This window comes from Photobacterium makurazakiensis (assembly GCF_050336715.1).
Classification (GTDB): Bacteria; Pseudomonadota; Gammaproteobacteria; order Enterobacterales; family Vibrionaceae; genus Photobacterium; species Photobacterium makurazakiensis.
The window spans coordinates 142,149-156,411 of sequence record NZ_JAKJSJ010000010.1; the positions used below are offsets into that span (position 1 = coordinate 142,149).

Annotated in this window: 16 protein-coding genes; 4 read left to right on the forward strand and 12 right to left on the reverse strand. The window is 45.1% G+C overall.

The genetic code is table 11. The features are described 5' to 3' along the window. Positions 1 to 8: 8 nt before the first annotated feature. Genes L4D09_RS03100 through L4D09_RS03115 form a run of 4 tightly spaced genes read right to left on the reverse strand, consistent with a single transcriptional unit; the run spans position 9 to position 2,483 of the window. Positions 9 to 230, reverse strand: coding sequence for a DUF2897 family protein (locus L4D09_RS03100; protein WP_428456026.1), 222 nt, complete (start codon positions 228 to 230; stop codon positions 9 to 11). Continuing rightward, positions 231 to 941 (reverse strand): M15 family metallopeptidase, encoded by a 711-nt coding sequence (locus tag L4D09_RS03105; RefSeq protein ID WP_428456027.1) that lies wholly within the window; start codon positions 939 to 941, stop codon positions 231 to 233. Between the two features lie 37 nt (positions 942 to 978). Next, positions 979 to 2,109 (reverse strand): succinyl-diaminopimelate desuccinylase, encoded by a 1,131-nt coding sequence (dapE, locus tag L4D09_RS03110; protein WP_428456028.1) that lies wholly within the window; start codon positions 2,107 to 2,109, stop codon positions 979 to 981. Between the two features lie 14 nt (positions 2,110 to 2,123). After that, positions 2,124 to 2,483 carry an ArsC family reductase gene (locus L4D09_RS03115; protein ID WP_428456029.1) on the reverse strand — a complete coding sequence of 120 codons (360 nt, stop codon included), beginning with the start codon at positions 2,481 to 2,483 and terminating at the stop codon, positions 2,124 to 2,126. Between the two features lie 234 nt (positions 2,484 to 2,717). Between L4D09_RS03115 and L4D09_RS03120 the strand changes: the two genes are divergently transcribed. Next, a complete protein-coding gene (locus L4D09_RS03120) occupies positions 2,718 to 3,962 on the forward strand; it encodes a leucine-rich repeat-containing protein kinase family protein (protein WP_428456030.1) in 1,245 nt (414 codons plus the stop codon). A gap of 68 nt (positions 3,963 to 4,030) precedes the next feature. Here L4D09_RS03120 and L4D09_RS03125 read toward each other — a convergent pair whose 3' ends face one another. The 5 genes from L4D09_RS03125 to L4D09_RS03145 form a co-directional block, all read right to left on the reverse strand. Then, positions 4,031 to 4,654, reverse strand: coding sequence for a molecular chaperone TorD family protein (locus L4D09_RS03125; protein WP_428456031.1), 624 nt, complete (start codon positions 4,652 to 4,654; stop codon positions 4,031 to 4,033). A 40-nt stretch (positions 4,655 to 4,694) separates the two neighbouring features. Then, positions 4,695 to 5,471, reverse strand: coding sequence for a dimethyl sulfoxide reductase anchor subunit family protein (locus L4D09_RS03130; RefSeq protein ID WP_428456032.1), 777 nt, complete (start codon positions 5,469 to 5,471; stop codon positions 4,695 to 4,697). Between the two features lie 3 nt (positions 5,472 to 5,474). Beyond that, on the reverse strand, positions 5,475 to 6,092 hold the full coding sequence (locus tag L4D09_RS03135; protein WP_428456033.1) for a DMSO/selenate family reductase complex B subunit: 618 nt from the start codon (positions 6,090 to 6,092) through the stop codon (positions 5,475 to 5,477). A gap of 12 nt (positions 6,093 to 6,104) precedes the next feature. Next, complete coding sequence (locus L4D09_RS03140) at positions 6,105 to 8,543, reverse strand: DMSO/selenate family reductase complex A subunit (RefSeq protein ID WP_428456034.1); 2,439 nt, start codon at positions 8,541 to 8,543, stop codon at positions 6,105 to 6,107. Between the two features lie 172 nt (positions 8,544 to 8,715). Next, the gene (locus L4D09_RS03145) at positions 8,716 to 9,114 is read right to left on the reverse strand and encodes an MAPEG family protein (RefSeq protein WP_428456035.1); all 399 of its coding nucleotides are present in this window, start codon (positions 9,112 to 9,114) and stop codon (positions 8,716 to 8,718) included. 412 nt (positions 9,115 to 9,526) lie between these two features. Here L4D09_RS03145 and ompW point away from each other — a divergent pair, with 412 nt between their 5' ends. Together ompW and L4D09_RS03155 are read left to right on the forward strand one after the other, a co-directional pair. Then, on the forward strand, positions 9,527 to 10,180 hold the full coding sequence (ompW, locus tag L4D09_RS03150) for an outer membrane protein OmpW (protein ID WP_428456036.1): 654 nt from the start codon (positions 9,527 to 9,529) through the stop codon (positions 10,178 to 10,180). 226 nt (positions 10,181 to 10,406) lie between these two features. After that, positions 10,407 to 10,688: a winged helix-turn-helix domain-containing protein gene (locus L4D09_RS03155; RefSeq protein ID WP_428456037.1), complete on the forward strand. Its 282-nt coding sequence runs from the start codon at positions 10,407 to 10,409 to the stop codon at positions 10,686 to 10,688. Positions 10,689 to 10,729: 41 nt separating this feature from the next. On the opposite strand, the gene L4D09_RS03160 is transcribed toward L4D09_RS03155, so the two are convergent. The 3 genes from L4D09_RS03160 to narQ are packed head-to-tail and all read right to left on the reverse strand — an operon-like array spanning position 10,730 to position 13,398. Next, positions 10,730 to 11,065: a DUF4156 domain-containing protein gene (locus L4D09_RS03160; protein ID WP_428456038.1), complete on the reverse strand. Its 336-nt coding sequence runs from the start codon at positions 11,063 to 11,065 to the stop codon at positions 10,730 to 10,732. A 3-nt stretch (positions 11,066 to 11,068) separates the two neighbouring features. Then, a complete protein-coding gene (locus L4D09_RS03165) occupies positions 11,069 to 11,695 on the reverse strand; it encodes a response regulator (RefSeq protein WP_428456039.1) in 627 nt (208 codons plus the stop codon). A gap of 5 nt (positions 11,696 to 11,700) precedes the next feature. After that, on the reverse strand, positions 11,701 to 13,398 hold the full coding sequence (gene narQ / locus L4D09_RS03170) for a nitrate/nitrite two-component system sensor histidine kinase NarQ (RefSeq protein WP_428456040.1): 1,698 nt from the start codon (positions 13,396 to 13,398) through the stop codon (positions 11,701 to 11,703). A gap of 376 nt (positions 13,399 to 13,774) precedes the next feature. On the opposite strand from narQ, the gene napF reads away from it, so the two are divergent. Further along, positions 13,775 to 14,263, forward strand: a complete 489-nt coding sequence (gene napF, locus L4D09_RS03175; RefSeq protein WP_428456041.1) for a ferredoxin-type protein NapF — start codon at positions 13,775 to 13,777, stop codon at positions 14,261 to 14,263.

Genomic DNA, 14,263 nt, shown 5'->3' on the forward strand with positions numbered 1-14,263 from the left:
CCGTTTTTTTATGCCTTGTCTTCATTTTCTTTTTTCTTGCGGTCGTTGATGGCTTGTTTATGTATTAGCTCATCAAGCTCTTGTTCACGCGATTGCTTGTTTTGCATGTATTCAGCCTTATCCTTAACGCCAAATTTCATGTTAGCGGTGTACTTCAAAGCCGCAATATTACTGACCACCACACTAACGATGACGATGCTGATTACCCACGGGTTTAGTAGCCATTCCATTTACACCTCACAGATATTCTCTATGTACTTACTATAAAGACTATCAAGGTTTATCAATATCTGCGACTTTCCTTCTATGTCGGCCTTGCTAAGTGTGCGCTTGAGCATGTCAGAAGTGAATTGATGAAGCAGTATATTGCTTACTGGACTGTAGCTTATGTGCCACGGCTCAACGGCAACCCCATTTCGGTCTTCACGATAGGGGAGGTAGAAGCCGTATTCAGGCATGGTTTCTGTTAACCAAAGACTGAATTCAGCCTGATGCCCTTGGCCTTGATACTCCCAAGGTTCAAGCTGTAACTGGGTACCATTAGGCAGGCAATTGGCCGCGTAGACATCAACGTCGGTGCCCCAATGGTGGCGGCTGCCTCCGGGTAAGGCTGACCAACGCATAATGGCGTGAATTTTATCGAGTTCACTTAACGCGCTTGGATCTAATGGTTGACTGTTACTATCGAGTAGCGGCCGTTGGCCGGAAAACTTCGCATTCCAAATCAATAGTTGCCGTTCAAAAGGGCGAAAAGCGCTGGCTAGTTGAAGATCAAATCCAGCTTTGAGCGCGGCATTTTTTAACGCCTGCAAGGCTGGAGCTGCTTGCTGGTGCACGAAATGTTGCCCAAATGGCACCAAGTGAGTGTCAAGTTGTCCGGTAAGTTGTCCGGTAAGTTGTCCGGCAGTATGCTGCCGGACATTCGTTGGGTGTTTAATCATGAAGATGGTTAGTATCCATGGTTGATTGAATGTTCAATCAAAGGGCTTTTTCCAACACTTTCTGATACATGTCGGTGAGCTTCTCTAAGTCAGCAACTTTTACACACTCGTTGACTTTATGGATAGTGGCATTGACAGGACCTAGTTCGATAACTTGAGCACCAGTACGAGCGATGAAGCGTCCATCAGACGTCCCTCCAGTAGTGAGCAGCTCAGGCTTCTTATGGTTAACTTCTTCAATTGCCTCTACCACTGCAGCCAGCAGTGTACCTTCGTCAGTAAGGAATGGATGCCCACTGAATGTCCACGTTAGATCATAGTCTAGCCCGTGAGCATCAAGAACTGAATGCACTTTTCGCTTAATATCGTCAGCGGTTAATTCAGTGCTAAAACGGAAGTTGAACTGAACATGGAACTCCCCAGGGATCACATTTGAAGCGCCTGTTCCAGCAGATAAATTTGCGATCTGGAAGCTGGTGGGTGGGAAGTAGGCATTGCCGTTATCCCATGTTGTTGCGGCTAGCTCTGCCAATGCAGGCATAGCACGGTGTACTGGGTTTTCCGCAAGGTGAGGGTAAGCAACGTGGCCTTGAATCCCTTTGATATTAACATCACCAGTAATTGAACCACGACGTCCATTTTTCACCACATCACCAACAGCATGGGTACTTGATGGTTCACCGACAATACACATGTCGATTTTTTCGTTACGTGCTTCAAGGGTGTCAATCACACGGGTCGTACCATTAATGAATGGGCCTTCTTCATCAGAGGTGATCAACAAGGCAATTGAGCCGTTATGATCAGGGTGCTCTGCGAGGAAACGTTCAACCGCAACAATGATGCAGGCGAGTGATCCTTTCATATCGGCAGCGCCACGGCCATGAAGGTAACCATCGATAATGGTCGGTTCAAAAGGCGACGTATGCCACTGCTGGAGCGATCCTGCTGGTACCACATCGGTATGGCCTGCAAATACAAACAGTGGGGCTTCTGTACCGCGACGTGCCCATAGGTTGGTTGTATCTTCAAACACCATGGTTTCAATGGTAAAACCAAGCTGCTCTAGGCGTGCAATCATCACGTCTTGGCAGCCGGCATCTTCTGGGGTTACTGATTGGCGGCTGATAAAATCTTTCGCAAGCGCGATGACTGGGCTATCTGACATCCTTGTATCCTTCATTAGCTAGTTTGGAAAATTTGTTGGTATTGGGCAGGCTTAAAGCCAAGGTGGTAGCTGTCGTTATGTACCAGCAGCGGGCGTTTGATCATGGCTGGAAACTCCAGCATTAGCTCAATAGCGGTTTCTTGGTTAAGACCCGCTTTTTGCTCATCGCTTAATTGGCGATACGTGGTGCCGCGTTTGTTTACCATGGCTTCCCAGCCAAGCTGTGCTTCGAACTGGACGAGCATGTCACGATCTAAACCGTTTACGCGGTAGTCATGGAAACTAAATTGAATATTTTCAGCCTCCATCCACTTCTTCATTTTCTTTACGGTGTCGCAGTTTTTAATTCCATAGGCAACGGTATTAGTCGTCATCTTGTAATTGTCCTTAAAGTGCTGATAAGACATGTGTTTGAAAAGCATAAAAGTGACGTTATCGCTATCAAAGATACAGTCTTTGTTGTTATCTAGTTATGTGCCTAATACTGACTTATCCCACTGAGAGACGCAAGAGTGTGATCCAGACACGGCGTACCTTTTAATCAGGCTTCGCTTTCGAGTACACTAGCCGCCGCTTTCGATTCCCCCTTTAACCATGGATCCATCATTGTGCAGACACTTTTTCAGCTTAAATCTGGCGAACTGACAGGTATCAAACGTTTAAAATTATCAGAAAACCTGACAACGTTTCCTTTGGAAATTTTATCGTTGGCTGACAGCTTGGAGATCTTGGATTTATCGGATAATCAATTAAGCGCACTTCCAGAAGAACTGAGTCAACTCAAAAAATTAAAGATCCTTTTTGCATCAAATAACCTATTTGACACGCTACCTGTAGTCCTTGGTCAGTGCCCAGAGCTGGAAATGATTGGTTTCAAATCAAACCATATCAACCAAGTACCGGAAGGTTCACTGCCTCTAAAGCTACGTTGGTTAATACTGACTGACAATAGAATCGAAGTGTTACCGGATTCGTTGGGTGACAGAACACGTCTACAAAAGCTGGCATTGGCGGGGAATTGTTTAACGTCGCTGCCGCAGACTATGAGTAAACTAGAAAACCTTGAGTTGCTGCGGATATCCGCGAACAGGCTGACTGACTGCCCAGAGCAATTGCTGGGATTACCGAAACTGGCTTGGTTTGCTTTTGCGGGTAATCCATTCTGCCAGGAACATGTGAATATTCAGTCTGTCCCGACAGTGTCTGCTTCGAGTTTCAAGCTTGGTGATGTACTTGGACAAGGTGCATCCGGCGTTATTTCAAAGGCAACTTGGCATCAAGCTCAAGCCGCCTTCCCTGATGATATCGCAGTGAAGGTGTTCAAAGGCGAAGTGACGAGCGATGGCTACCCTGAAGATGAATTACAGGCGTGTTTGAAAGTGGGGAATCATCCGAGCTTGGTTCAATCGCTGGCACAGGTTGATGAAGCTGGCTATCGCGCCTTGCTCATGAATTTGATCCCTCAGCACTACAAAAATTTGGGTTTACCGCCAAATTTCGAGACCTGTACTCGCGATACTTTTCCTACCGGTTTTGCTCTGAAGGCCGATCAAATCGAGAAAATGGTGGCTCAAATGGAAGAGGTGTTTGCCCATTTGCATGACAACCAAGTGTGCCATGGTGATTTATATGCACATAACACCTTGTTTGATGACGCTGCCAATATCATCTTTGGTGACTTCGGTGCCGCATCGATGTACCACATGTTAACAGCCGATCAGCAGCAAAAAATCAAACAGATTGAACAGCGTGCCTTAGTGCATTTTATTGATGATTTGGTGAGTGTTTGTGTTGAGGCGGATCGAAACCATGAAACGATCTGCCAATTAAAGCGACGTATACAAACGTCGTGATGTCGACTTGAAATGATCGCTCGGAATATAGAAAACCGAGCGATTATTTGCTGTGATTAGCGCTGCCGTTATCGGTATAGCTGGCTTTTAGCCGGTGTAACCTCAAATAACTTGGCAATATCCGCTAAATAAACCTGAGCCACTTTCGCGAGTTGCGGGTAAAAAGACGAGAGTTTTTCTGTCTCTTGTACGGCCTGTAGATACCGGTCTCCCCATGGCAGTAGATGTACTTGCAGTAATTCTGCTGCCGCGTCGTATTTCTCTGATTCCAACATTTCCACGAAAGCCAGAAGCATTAAACCAAACTGATCATCAGGCTCATTCATCTCGGTGTTGAGCGCTATAGCATGTTGGTTAAGAAACTGACGGTAACGTAACGTGGTTGCCCCCATCACGATATTTTCAGGCTCAAGATACACCGAGCCCCAAGGTGGTGCTGGCATTTCTCCGATACCTTCAAAGAGCGTACTGTAATCATGCTCAAGCAATGATCTGTCATCGATGTTAATGGGCGCAATGTGTTGCCGAATGTTCTCTTGCTGTGCGTCTTCAAAAAAGTCAGTCAGCTCTGAAATTGCGGGAAGAATGTTTGCCATTGCTGGGTGCGAGGGGGAATAGTAAAAGAGAAAACCTAAGATTCTCGGTACAACGGTTATCATCCTATTTTCTCCTGAACGGATTTGTTGTGTCATGTGTCTGCTTGATTGCCCGGCTTAACGCCGGGCAATGATATTACATTGAGATAGCCCACAAATTGTAGAAGGCGATACGTCCGATTAATTCGCCTGCCAATACCACACCTGCACCTGTCATCAACAAGGGTTTTGCAACCGTTTTTTGAGTTAAGGCATAGCCACCAATCGCGACTGCAATCAATAACGCTGCGGCTTGCATACCCCAAAGGCCATATTGTTGTACGGCCAAATCAGGCACAACTTTCGTCACAAAACCAATGTAGTCTGGTTTAGCGAACAATGAGATTAAAGCGCCAATCGTTAATGTTGCAACGCCAAGTTTATGTGCACCGAGCATTAACGAGAAAGCACCGCCGATCACCAATACCGATAGCCACATTTGTAGTGTGGTATGGGCGGTATCCCAGCTCGCAACGGTGGTGAGTTGATAAACCTGAGGAATAGAACCCGCAAAAAGTAGCCCACTAACAACGGCCAGTTGATTGCTGAATTTATGCAGGGTTTCTTTTCCTGGTAAGTAGCTGAGTGCAACAGTCGCTGCGGCACTGGCCATGAACAAGCCACTCAGTACGATTTCGTTACTCATTGGTGAACGGCCTAAGCCGAAGAGTAAGTTAAAAGCACGCAGTGGTTGGCCCATGTGTAAACCGCCAATTGCAGAGCCGATAACCAGTAAAATGGCAGCGACAAGATTGGCTTTTTTGAGCTGCTCTGCGTCAATTTGCTTTGTTGTGTGCGCCAGTAAAGATAAAACAAAAATACCGGCAGCGGCTTGACCAAATACCGTAAAGAAAACTAATGGTAATTCATGCATTGTTTATACCTCCGCCGGGTTTTGCACTGCACCTGTTTCATCGCCGCTAGGGCGAGAATCAGAGTGTGGTTTAACGATCAAGTTCGGTTGAGTCAGACCTGGATCGGGTAGTGGAGCAAAGGCATTTTGCTGGCCATGGCGTTCACGCAGCACCTGAATTTCATCGAAGTCCAGTGCGCGCTGTGGACATGAGTCTACACATACTGGCTTCTTGCCTTCTGCGACACGCTCAAAGCAACCATCACACTTAGACATCACCTTCTTCTCGGCATCGAACTGCGGTGCGCCATACGGACAGCGCATTTCACAGTAACGACAACCCACACACGCATCTTGGTTGACGACCACAAGGCCATCTTCCTTACGTTTATGCATCGCCCCCGTTGGACAGCCTTCAACACAGGTTGGGTTGTCACAATGGTTACATGAAATAGACAGGTAATAGTTGAAAACATCTTGAGTCCAAGTATTGCCATCTTTCTTCCAGATACCGCCACCGTATTCGTACACGCGACGGAATTTAGGACCAATATCTTGATCCTTTTCATCCTTACAGCTTACCGAGCAGGTTTTACAGCCAGTACACTTCGCTGAGTCTACGAAAAAACCGTATTGCTTCATTTGTTATTCTCCTTAGACTCGCTTGATTTCAACTAGATTGGTGTGCTGTGGGTTACCCTTCGCTAAGGCTGTCGCGCGTTGCGTCGTTAATGTATTAATACAACCACCGACATCAACGCCATCTTTGTTTTTCTGTGCCCAAGCGCCTTCGGGGATAGCCACAGTGCCCGGCATCATTCGAGCCGTTACTTTCGCAGGCATACGCAATCGGCCTCGATGATTAAACACTTCGACTACATCACCATTCTTGACGTTACGTTGCTGGGCATCAATGTCGTTGATCCATACAACATCAGGCGCAACTTCTTGCAGTTGTGCGACAGAAGAGTAGGTCGAGTGGCAATGGCCCTTGGTATGGAATCCAGTTAATTGCAGTGGGTAGCTCTTGAGTGTTTCAACATCTTCAATGCCTTCAATTGCAGGGTGGTATTCTGCAATGGGTGAGATCTTGTCACCTTCAAGTACCGTACGTACTTCAGCAAGCTGTGCGAGTGCTTCTGAGTACATCTCAATTTTTCCTGATGGCGTTTTCAAAGGGTTTGCCTTCGGGTTATCTCGGAAATCTTTCAGCGCAATATGCTGGCTGCTGTCGGCAATACGGCGATCGATGATCCCCATACCATCAGTCTCTGCAAATGTTGGGAGGGCAGGATTATTCTTGCGAACTTCGTTGTAGGCATGCTCAACCCATTCTTGATAAGTGCGGCCTTCAGTAAACTGCTCCTTCAGGCCCATTTTCCCCGCGATTTCAGCTAATACATCATAGGTCGGGCGGTTTTCCCACATAGGCTCAACGGCTTTTTGTAGGCGCACAAGGTAATGGTATGAGCCTGACTGGTATGAGTTATTGATCAGATCATCCGACTCTAATGTCGAGACATCAGGTAGCAGCAAATCGGCATATTTTGCGGTTGGGGTCATGTGATTATCCCAAACCAGATTAAACTCAACCAGCGATTCATCCGTGAGGATTTCATGGGTACGGTTTAGGTCGGAATGCTGATTCCCTGAAATATTACTCGCGTAATTCCAGAGCATTTTGACATTGGTAGTCAGCTTTTCACGGCCACGGACGTAATCATCCTTCGCGGTCATCTCTTTACCGCGAACAATCGCGTCAGTCCATAAGAAGCAAGGAATAGAGACTTTTATTGGGTTAGGAAGCGCTAAGCCAGAAAGGCCGTAAGGCACGCTTCCGCCCCATGTGCCGATGTTGGTACCTGGGCGGCCGAACTGACCGGTCATGATTGGCAGCATCATGATTGAACGGGAAGCTTGCTCACCCGTTTGGGTACGCTGTACCCCCCAACCTTGAGATATCCAGGCAGCTTTGGCATTGGCAATTTCACGAGCCAATTGTTTAATGCGTACCGCAGGGATCCCTGTTAATTCACTCGCCCATTCAGCCGTTTTCGGTGTGTTATCTTCGCCTAAGCCAAGAATGTAAGACTTGTAAGATGAATTAGCTGGGGCGCTAGCTGGAAGGGTATTTTCATCCCAGCCGATGGCATACTGATTAAGCATTTCATCGTCGATCAGTTCTTCGGTGATCAGGGTGTAACCCATAGCGGCAACCAGTGCTGCATCGGTACCCGGACGGATTGGTAGCCACTCACTGTCAAAGGCTGTCACGCTATCGGTACGGCGTGGGTCGATGATAATGACCTTGGCGTTACTTTGCTCTAAAGCATGATAAATTTCAGCAATTTGGCCGCCACCCGACATACGTGTTTCAGCCAAATTTTGGCCAAACATAACGACTAAATCCGAGTTTTTGATCTCGGCAAATAACGTTTGTTGCTCCGTGCCGTAGATGTTGCCAGCTTGACCAAAAATATAAGGCTGGACAGTATTTAGCTGCGCTTCTGAATATGTATTATGCATATCCAAGAAGCCGCCAGCTAAGTTGAGTAAACGCTTACAGGTATTACGGCCTTGCAGGTTGGCACCCGTTAGGCCCGAACCGTATTGGTAATAAATTGCTTCATTGCCATGTGTATCAATCACGCGACGTAATTCTTTTGCCACGATGGTTGTCGCTTCATCCCAGCTAATACGCTTGAATTTACCTTCACCGCGTTTACCCACACGTTTCATTGGGTACTTTAAGCGGTCAGGGTTATAAGTACGCCAGCGGGCTGAGCGGCCGCGGAGGCAAGGACGAATTTGGTGCTGTCCAAAGATGGCTTCATTAACCCCGTCTTCAGGGGAGATCTTAACGGCGACACCATCTTGAACGTGTACTTTAAATGGACAACGGCTGCCGCAATTGACTAAGCAAGCGCTGTATTTAATGCTTTCTTCAGTTTGAACGTCGACTGAGGCTGCGTGAGTTTTAAATGGGAGTGAGATTGCACTTGCTGCTGCGGCCGCTCCAGATAGGACAGCTGAGTTTTGCATGAACTTCCGGCGACTTAATAGGTGCGATTTTATTTTATTGGTTATTGTCATTAATAATGCCTCTATATTACTTATGAGCACTATTAACTATTAACTATTTAGAGGTATACAAATATGATCATCATCAAGAGGGTTTTCATATCTCGTCATAATTTGTAACACGCTATTAATGAGGCTCAGGTAAGGCAGGGTGTAAATCAGTTTGATGACGAGGAAGGAGGGCTTAAGTACTGTAAACCATAGCGAGTTTGATAAGCCATAAACAATTAGCAATACCAACCAAGAAAACAATGGTTCGCCATGGACTGAGTTTACACGCGTAGCAGATCATATATACCAGACGGGAGATAACGAAAGCCGAGGCTGGTAAAGTGGCTTCTGCTTCGGGAACTCCCGCTAAGTGTGCGATAAACACACAGCTTGCAAATACGATTGTGACTTCCCAGCCATTTGCTTGGGCGGCTTTGACTCTCGCGGCTGCGCCTGTGAGCTCACGTTCTTGGATCCTCGGCTGATTGATATCAAACTTGCCTGTTTGTTTGATGGTCAGCCAGCCACCAATTCCAGCAAGTAGATAGTTGATAAAAATAATGATCAGGATGCACCAGAATGCAGGGGTCATATCGGCTTCTCAACGAACGGGAAGTACATGCCATTAGTTTAGGTGAGACCATCCAAAGTGAAAGCTTGTTAAAGCTGATGCTGTATTCAGATTTTTTGAGAAAGCAATTAAGTGCATTATTTGCCAAGGTTATATAGTCAGGCGTGTATTTTATGTGTCTGTTCTGTGAGCTGGGCTAGGCATTAAGGGGAGCTTTGGTGACATTTTGGACGTGTTTTTCTACATGGTTAAATGGTGATTTAAGGTTGTTGATCTGTATCAAAAGTTATTTGTTATTGTTAATTTTTGTAAATTGATTTTAATCARTGTTGTTGCATATTAAACTGGTTACATTCTGCTCCATTCAAAAGTGAATGTCGAAAAGCCATAAAAATGGTTTGTTTATTTATACACATGAATGGAGTCAATAATAATGAAAAAGACCCTTTGTACTTTAGCGATTTTGACCGCTATCGTTTCAGCCCCTCAAGCATTTGCTCATAAGAAAGGGGACATCCTCGTCCGTGCTGGCGCGGCAGCCGTTGTGCCTAACGAAAGTAGCGATGATGTTATTCTTGATGGTGCCGGTAATATGGGTGAGTTTGGCGTTGGGTCAAATACCCAACTCGGCCTGACCTTTGGCTATATGCTGACTGATAATATTAGCTTGGAAGTGTTAGCCGCCACACCGTTCAGACACAAGGTATCACTTGATGCAACTGGTGATATTGCTGAGGTCGAGCATCTACCACCGACCTTTATGTTGCAGTACTACTTTATGGACAGTGGAAGCAAGTTCCGCCCTTATGTTGGGGCTGGTGTGAACTACACCACTTTCTTCAATGAAGAGTTTAACGGCACGGGGAAAAGTGTTGGTTTAAGCGATCTTTCATTGGATGATTCATGGGGGCTGGCGGCAAATGTCGGGCTTGATTACATGATTGACGATAAATGGTTTGCAGGCGCATCGATTTGGTATGCTGATATTAGTACCGATGTAAAGTTCAAACAGGATGGCGTTCAGAAGAAAGTGAGTACAGATATTGACCCCTGGGTCTTTATGCTTGCTGTTGGTTACACTTTTTAACCCTTAATGACATGGATTCAAAATGCAAATGACCTTTAAATGTTCATCTTGCAAGTAATTGATTGCATGTTACTTTTTGTTTTAAGATTGTGAGTGATAATCGTTAGTGAGAGTTGGATCACTAATTTTCTTTTGATAAATGGGGGAATCCTCCCTCATTTTGATCAAACTCAACAACCATTTTGTAGAAGTCGGAATAATGAAACCTCAAATTATGGAGGTCTCAATGGAATTGAATCCGGTTTTTGCCCGTCGTCTTTATCTCGCATTATTGGTTGAGCAGCTAGAACGTCCCAACGTTCCTAAACTGATTGAAATCACTGGCTGGCCACGTCGTACCATTCAAGATGTATTGAAAGCCCTGCCAGGCTTTGGTATTGAATTGGCTTTTGTTCAGGATGGTAAGCGCCACAATGATGGCTATTATCAGTTAAGCGATTGGGGGCCTTTTGATCTCCAATGGGTTGAGTCGAGAGAGAGGGATATCATCACTTCGGTCTCTTGCTAATAAAAAACCGCAGTGATGCGGTTTTTTTATGCTCTATTTTCTTAAGGTTTCGCACAGTGGTAGCTGTTACCTAGGATTGTTACTGAGGTATCAAACGATTGTGGGCTATACAGTAATACCGTATTAGCGCCGGACAAATAGGCTTGGTTACGTAGGTCGTTAAGCGCACCCTGCATTAAATCTTTATTGCTGATAAACCAGAATGTATACCAATGTCCTTCGGTGCCGATCAAGTCAGATTGCTTAATACAACTCGACAGCTCTGGCTGATTTCCCCAGCGAATATCAACAGACTGAGCCTCTGGCATGAGCGGCTTCACAGCACAGCCAGAGAGTGTCAGTCCAATCAGTGGTACCAAGCATCGAGATAATTTCACTGTTTATTGGCCTTGCGACTCAAGGTATAACACGGTTGCCGCTGTGCGTGATTTAACCTGCAGCTTTTTCAACAAGCTTTTCATGTGTACTTTTACCGTCGCTTCTGAAATAAACAACGTATCAGCAATTTGTTTATTGCGATAGCCCTTTGCAACCTCTTGTAATATTTGCGTTTCTCGGTCTGTTAAACTATCGAGAAGCGAGTCTTGCTCATCGCTTTCTTCCAAGTACTCACGCACGATATCGTTATAGGCTTTACCACCACATAAGGCTTGTTTAAGTAGCTCTATCAGTTGGTCGGGTTCGGTATCTTTAAGTAAATAGCCATCAGCACCAGCATTAATGAGTGCTTTCACATCAGATCGGCTGTCTGATACCGTTAATACGACAATACTGGCTTGTACACCTTCTGCTCGCATTGCGTTGAGCGTATCAAGACCAGACATGCCTTTCATATTTAAATCTAATAGAATTAAATCAGGCTCGGTTTCGCAGGCGAGCAGGACGGCATCAGCCCCATTGCTGGCTTCTCCAATGATCTCAAAATCGCTCTCAAAGCTTAATAACTGGCTTATTCCACGGCGCATAAGCGGGTGGTCATCCACAATCATAATTTTCCAACACGTCATAATTTTTATCCTTGAGGCTCAAGCTGGAAATCTAGAATGACTTCGCTTCCTGCACCTTGGGTTGTTTTAATATCGAGCTTACCGTTTAGTCGCGAAGATCGTTCAGCCATGATCGTCAGACCATAATGATTAAGCTTTTCGGTGTTAGGATCAAACCCATCACCATCATCTTTAATGCTGATGGTGATGTCATTATTGTTTTGATGGCAAGTGACAATAATTTCATCAGCTTTAGCATGCTTAACCGCGTTTAGTACTGCTTCTCTGATCAGCTGCAATAGGTGAACTTGATGTTGTGCATCCAGATTCAGTGATGAAATTTGGTTATCAATCACTAATAAAGCATCACTCTGCTCTTCAAGAGGAGTGAGCATTTCAACTAAGGCTTCACCAAAGTTAGCCTCTTTAATGGTCAGGCGGAATGTACTTAACAATTCACGTAACTGTGTATAGGCGCTAGACAGCCCCGTATCAATATCACCAATAATCGCCATCGCATTTTCCATTTCATCTTTCCCAAGTTGGCGCTTAAGCAAGGTCACCTGAATTTTCAAATACGATAAAGATTGGGCGAGTGAGTCATGAAGCTCTCTGGCTATCGTAGCACGCTCCTCCATTAATAATAATTGCTCAGCTTGTTTTTGTGCTCTGTTGTAATAGATACCTCGAGCCAGTGTTCGCGATATATTTTCCAGTAGGATCTTATCTGGGCAAGGTAGGGTGTATTGCCACCAAAGTTGTCCAAGGATTTGGCCATCCAACTCTAGATCTTGAAAATGCCAAGTTGCATTTGAAGGGTGTCCAGAGGAAATCTCAGTGTTAAGCCCATTGCTTTCTTCGATAACTAACTTGGTTGCCGTAAGGCCTTCGATAGCTAATAGCGTGTCGAGCATAGCTGAGAAATTTTTTGATGTTAATCGGCTTTCTTTTAGTTCTTGTGAGCAGTCATAAAGTACCTGCAATGAGTCATTGGCTTGCTGTAATCGACGTGTTTTCTCATCGACGGTTTGTTCTAAATTTCGATAAAGTTTGCCCAGTTCTGAGGTCATTGTGGTGAAAGCCTCTGCGAGGATCCCAAGTTCATTATCACTTTTAACGTTGAGGTTCAGGTTAAACTGGCCTTCTTGAACTTGTTCACTCGCACTCACTAATTGGTTGAGTGGGGTAACAATTTTTCGTCGAGTAAAGTGAATGGTAAACAGTGCCACGATCAATATCAGGCTAAGGCCAAGACCTCCGACAACAGAGAGTATTTGCAGTTTGATGATAGAAAATTCTTGTAGCTCGTAAACAAACTGATCAATGCGATCAACAAACTGTTTCACTTCCCCTAAAAAAGCCAGCTCATTACCATTGTGTAGCAGTGGGTGAAGACTCTCCCAGCGGCCGATCAGGTTGTAGTAATGTACTTTTATGTCGGTTGGCACTGTCCAGTGTTCTAGTGCTGCCATAGAGGGAGAAAACAGGGAACGTTCGAATTGGTCGAGATGCTCGATCAGGGTCGGTGACTCTGTTTCTATATCATATGCTAATCGATAGCTTTGCATTCGGAGTGAGCCCGAGACATTAACAGCTTCTGCATCATTCAAGCTTGAGGCTAATGTGAGTAGCGCAAAGCTCGTGGTAGCGACCGATAGCAATAAAATTGCGAGCATCGCACGGGCAATCGTAGTGGTAACGGGCTTAAGCGGCCTATTTTGCACGTATTTTCCTTATGAATCGTTGGGTTACTCGTAAGCAAAGGCCATTTTAAATCATGGCTGGTCTATATTAATTATAAGTTGTGTTTTTTTAACTTTGGTGAGTGATTTTTTGTTCCGGCTCAAAAGTGTTTTTGGGCTCATAGTGTGAGCGTTGCTGTTTAAATTTATTGATCCAAAACAATTTACCCCGGTATTTAGCCCTAAGTGGGTATTTAAGCATTTATTACTAGATTTAAACTTGCCGTGTAAAAAAAAGACAACTTATGAATGGTTTTGAATGTTCATTCGTTGGTCACAGGTATTATGTTATTTCAACGGGTCACAATTAGCTCGTAATACCCATTTTTATTCATAATATTTCACGAGGATAGAATCTATGTTTGATCGCTCCCGTCGCCGCTTGCTAACTCGGCGCCGACCTGACTTACAGAGAATGCCTTGGGTCGTGGATGAAGATGTATTTACTGACAGTTGTACACGCTGCAATAAATGCATTAGTGCCTGTGAAACACAAATTATTACTAAAGGCGATGGTGGGTTTCCTATTGTCGACTTTAACCGTGGTGAATGTACGTTTTGCTACCGCTGTGCAGATAGTTGCCCAGAGCCACTATTCCAACCACAGACGGAGCAACCTTGGCCGTTGGTGGCACAAATCAATGAAGGGTGCTTAGCCCATAAAAATATTGAGTGCCGCAGCTGTGGGGATATGTGTGATGTACAAGCCATTCATTTTAAGCTCCAGTTTGGCGGGGTGGCTAAGCCAGAGTTGAATTGGGTGGATTGTACGGGGTGTGGCGCATGTGTGTCGGTTTGTCCGACATCGGCAATCACCATGGTAATGAATAATAACGAAGAGAATTAG

What these genes read in the sequence shown, in the direction of transcription:
- dapE (WP_428456028.1), bottom strand. Translation starts at nt 2,109, where the DNA reads ATGTCAGATAGCCCAGTCATCGCGCTTGCGAAAGATTTTATCAGCCGC.
- L4D09_RS03145 (WP_428456035.1), bottom strand. Translation starts at nt 9,114, where the DNA reads ATGACCCCTGCATTCTGGTGCATCCTGATCATTATTTTTATCAACTAT.
- L4D09_RS03165 (WP_428456039.1), bottom strand. Translation starts at nt 11,695, where the DNA reads ATGACGTGTTGGAAAATTATGATTGTGGATGACCACCCGCTTATGCGC.
- L4D09_RS03115 (WP_428456029.1), bottom strand. Translation starts at nt 2,483, where the DNA reads ATGACGACTAATACCGTTGCCTATGGAATTAAAAACTGCGACACCGTA.
- L4D09_RS03155 (WP_428456037.1), top strand. Translation starts at nt 10,407, where the DNA reads ATGGAATTGAATCCGGTTTTTGCCCGTCGTCTTTATCTCGCATTATTG.
- L4D09_RS03105 (WP_428456027.1), bottom strand. Translation starts at nt 941, where the DNA reads ATGATTAAACACCCAACGAATGTCCGGCAGCATACTGCCGGACAACTT.
- L4D09_RS03100 (WP_428456026.1), bottom strand. Translation starts at nt 230, where the DNA reads ATGGAATGGCTACTAAACCCGTGGGTAATCAGCATCGTCATCGTTAGT.
- ompW (WP_428456036.1), top strand. Translation starts at nt 9,527, where the DNA reads ATGAAAAAGACCCTTTGTACTTTAGCGATTTTGACCGCTATCGTTTCA.
- L4D09_RS03140 (WP_428456034.1), bottom strand. Translation starts at nt 8,543, where the DNA reads ATGACAATAACCAATAAAATAAAATCGCACCTATTAAGTCGCCGGAAG.
- L4D09_RS03125 (WP_428456031.1), bottom strand. Translation starts at nt 4,654, where the DNA reads ATGACACAACAAATCCGTTCAGGAGAAAATAGGATGATAACCGTTGTA.
- napF (WP_428456041.1), top strand. Translation starts at nt 13,775, where the DNA reads ATGTTTGATCGCTCCCGTCGCCGCTTGCTAACTCGGCGCCGACCTGAC.
- L4D09_RS03135 (WP_428456033.1), bottom strand. Translation starts at nt 6,092, where the DNA reads ATGAAGCAATACGGTTTTTTCGTAGACTCAGCGAAGTGTACTGGCTGT.
- L4D09_RS03130 (WP_428456032.1), bottom strand. Translation starts at nt 5,471, where the DNA reads ATGCATGAATTACCATTAGTTTTCTTTACGGTATTTGGTCAAGCCGCT.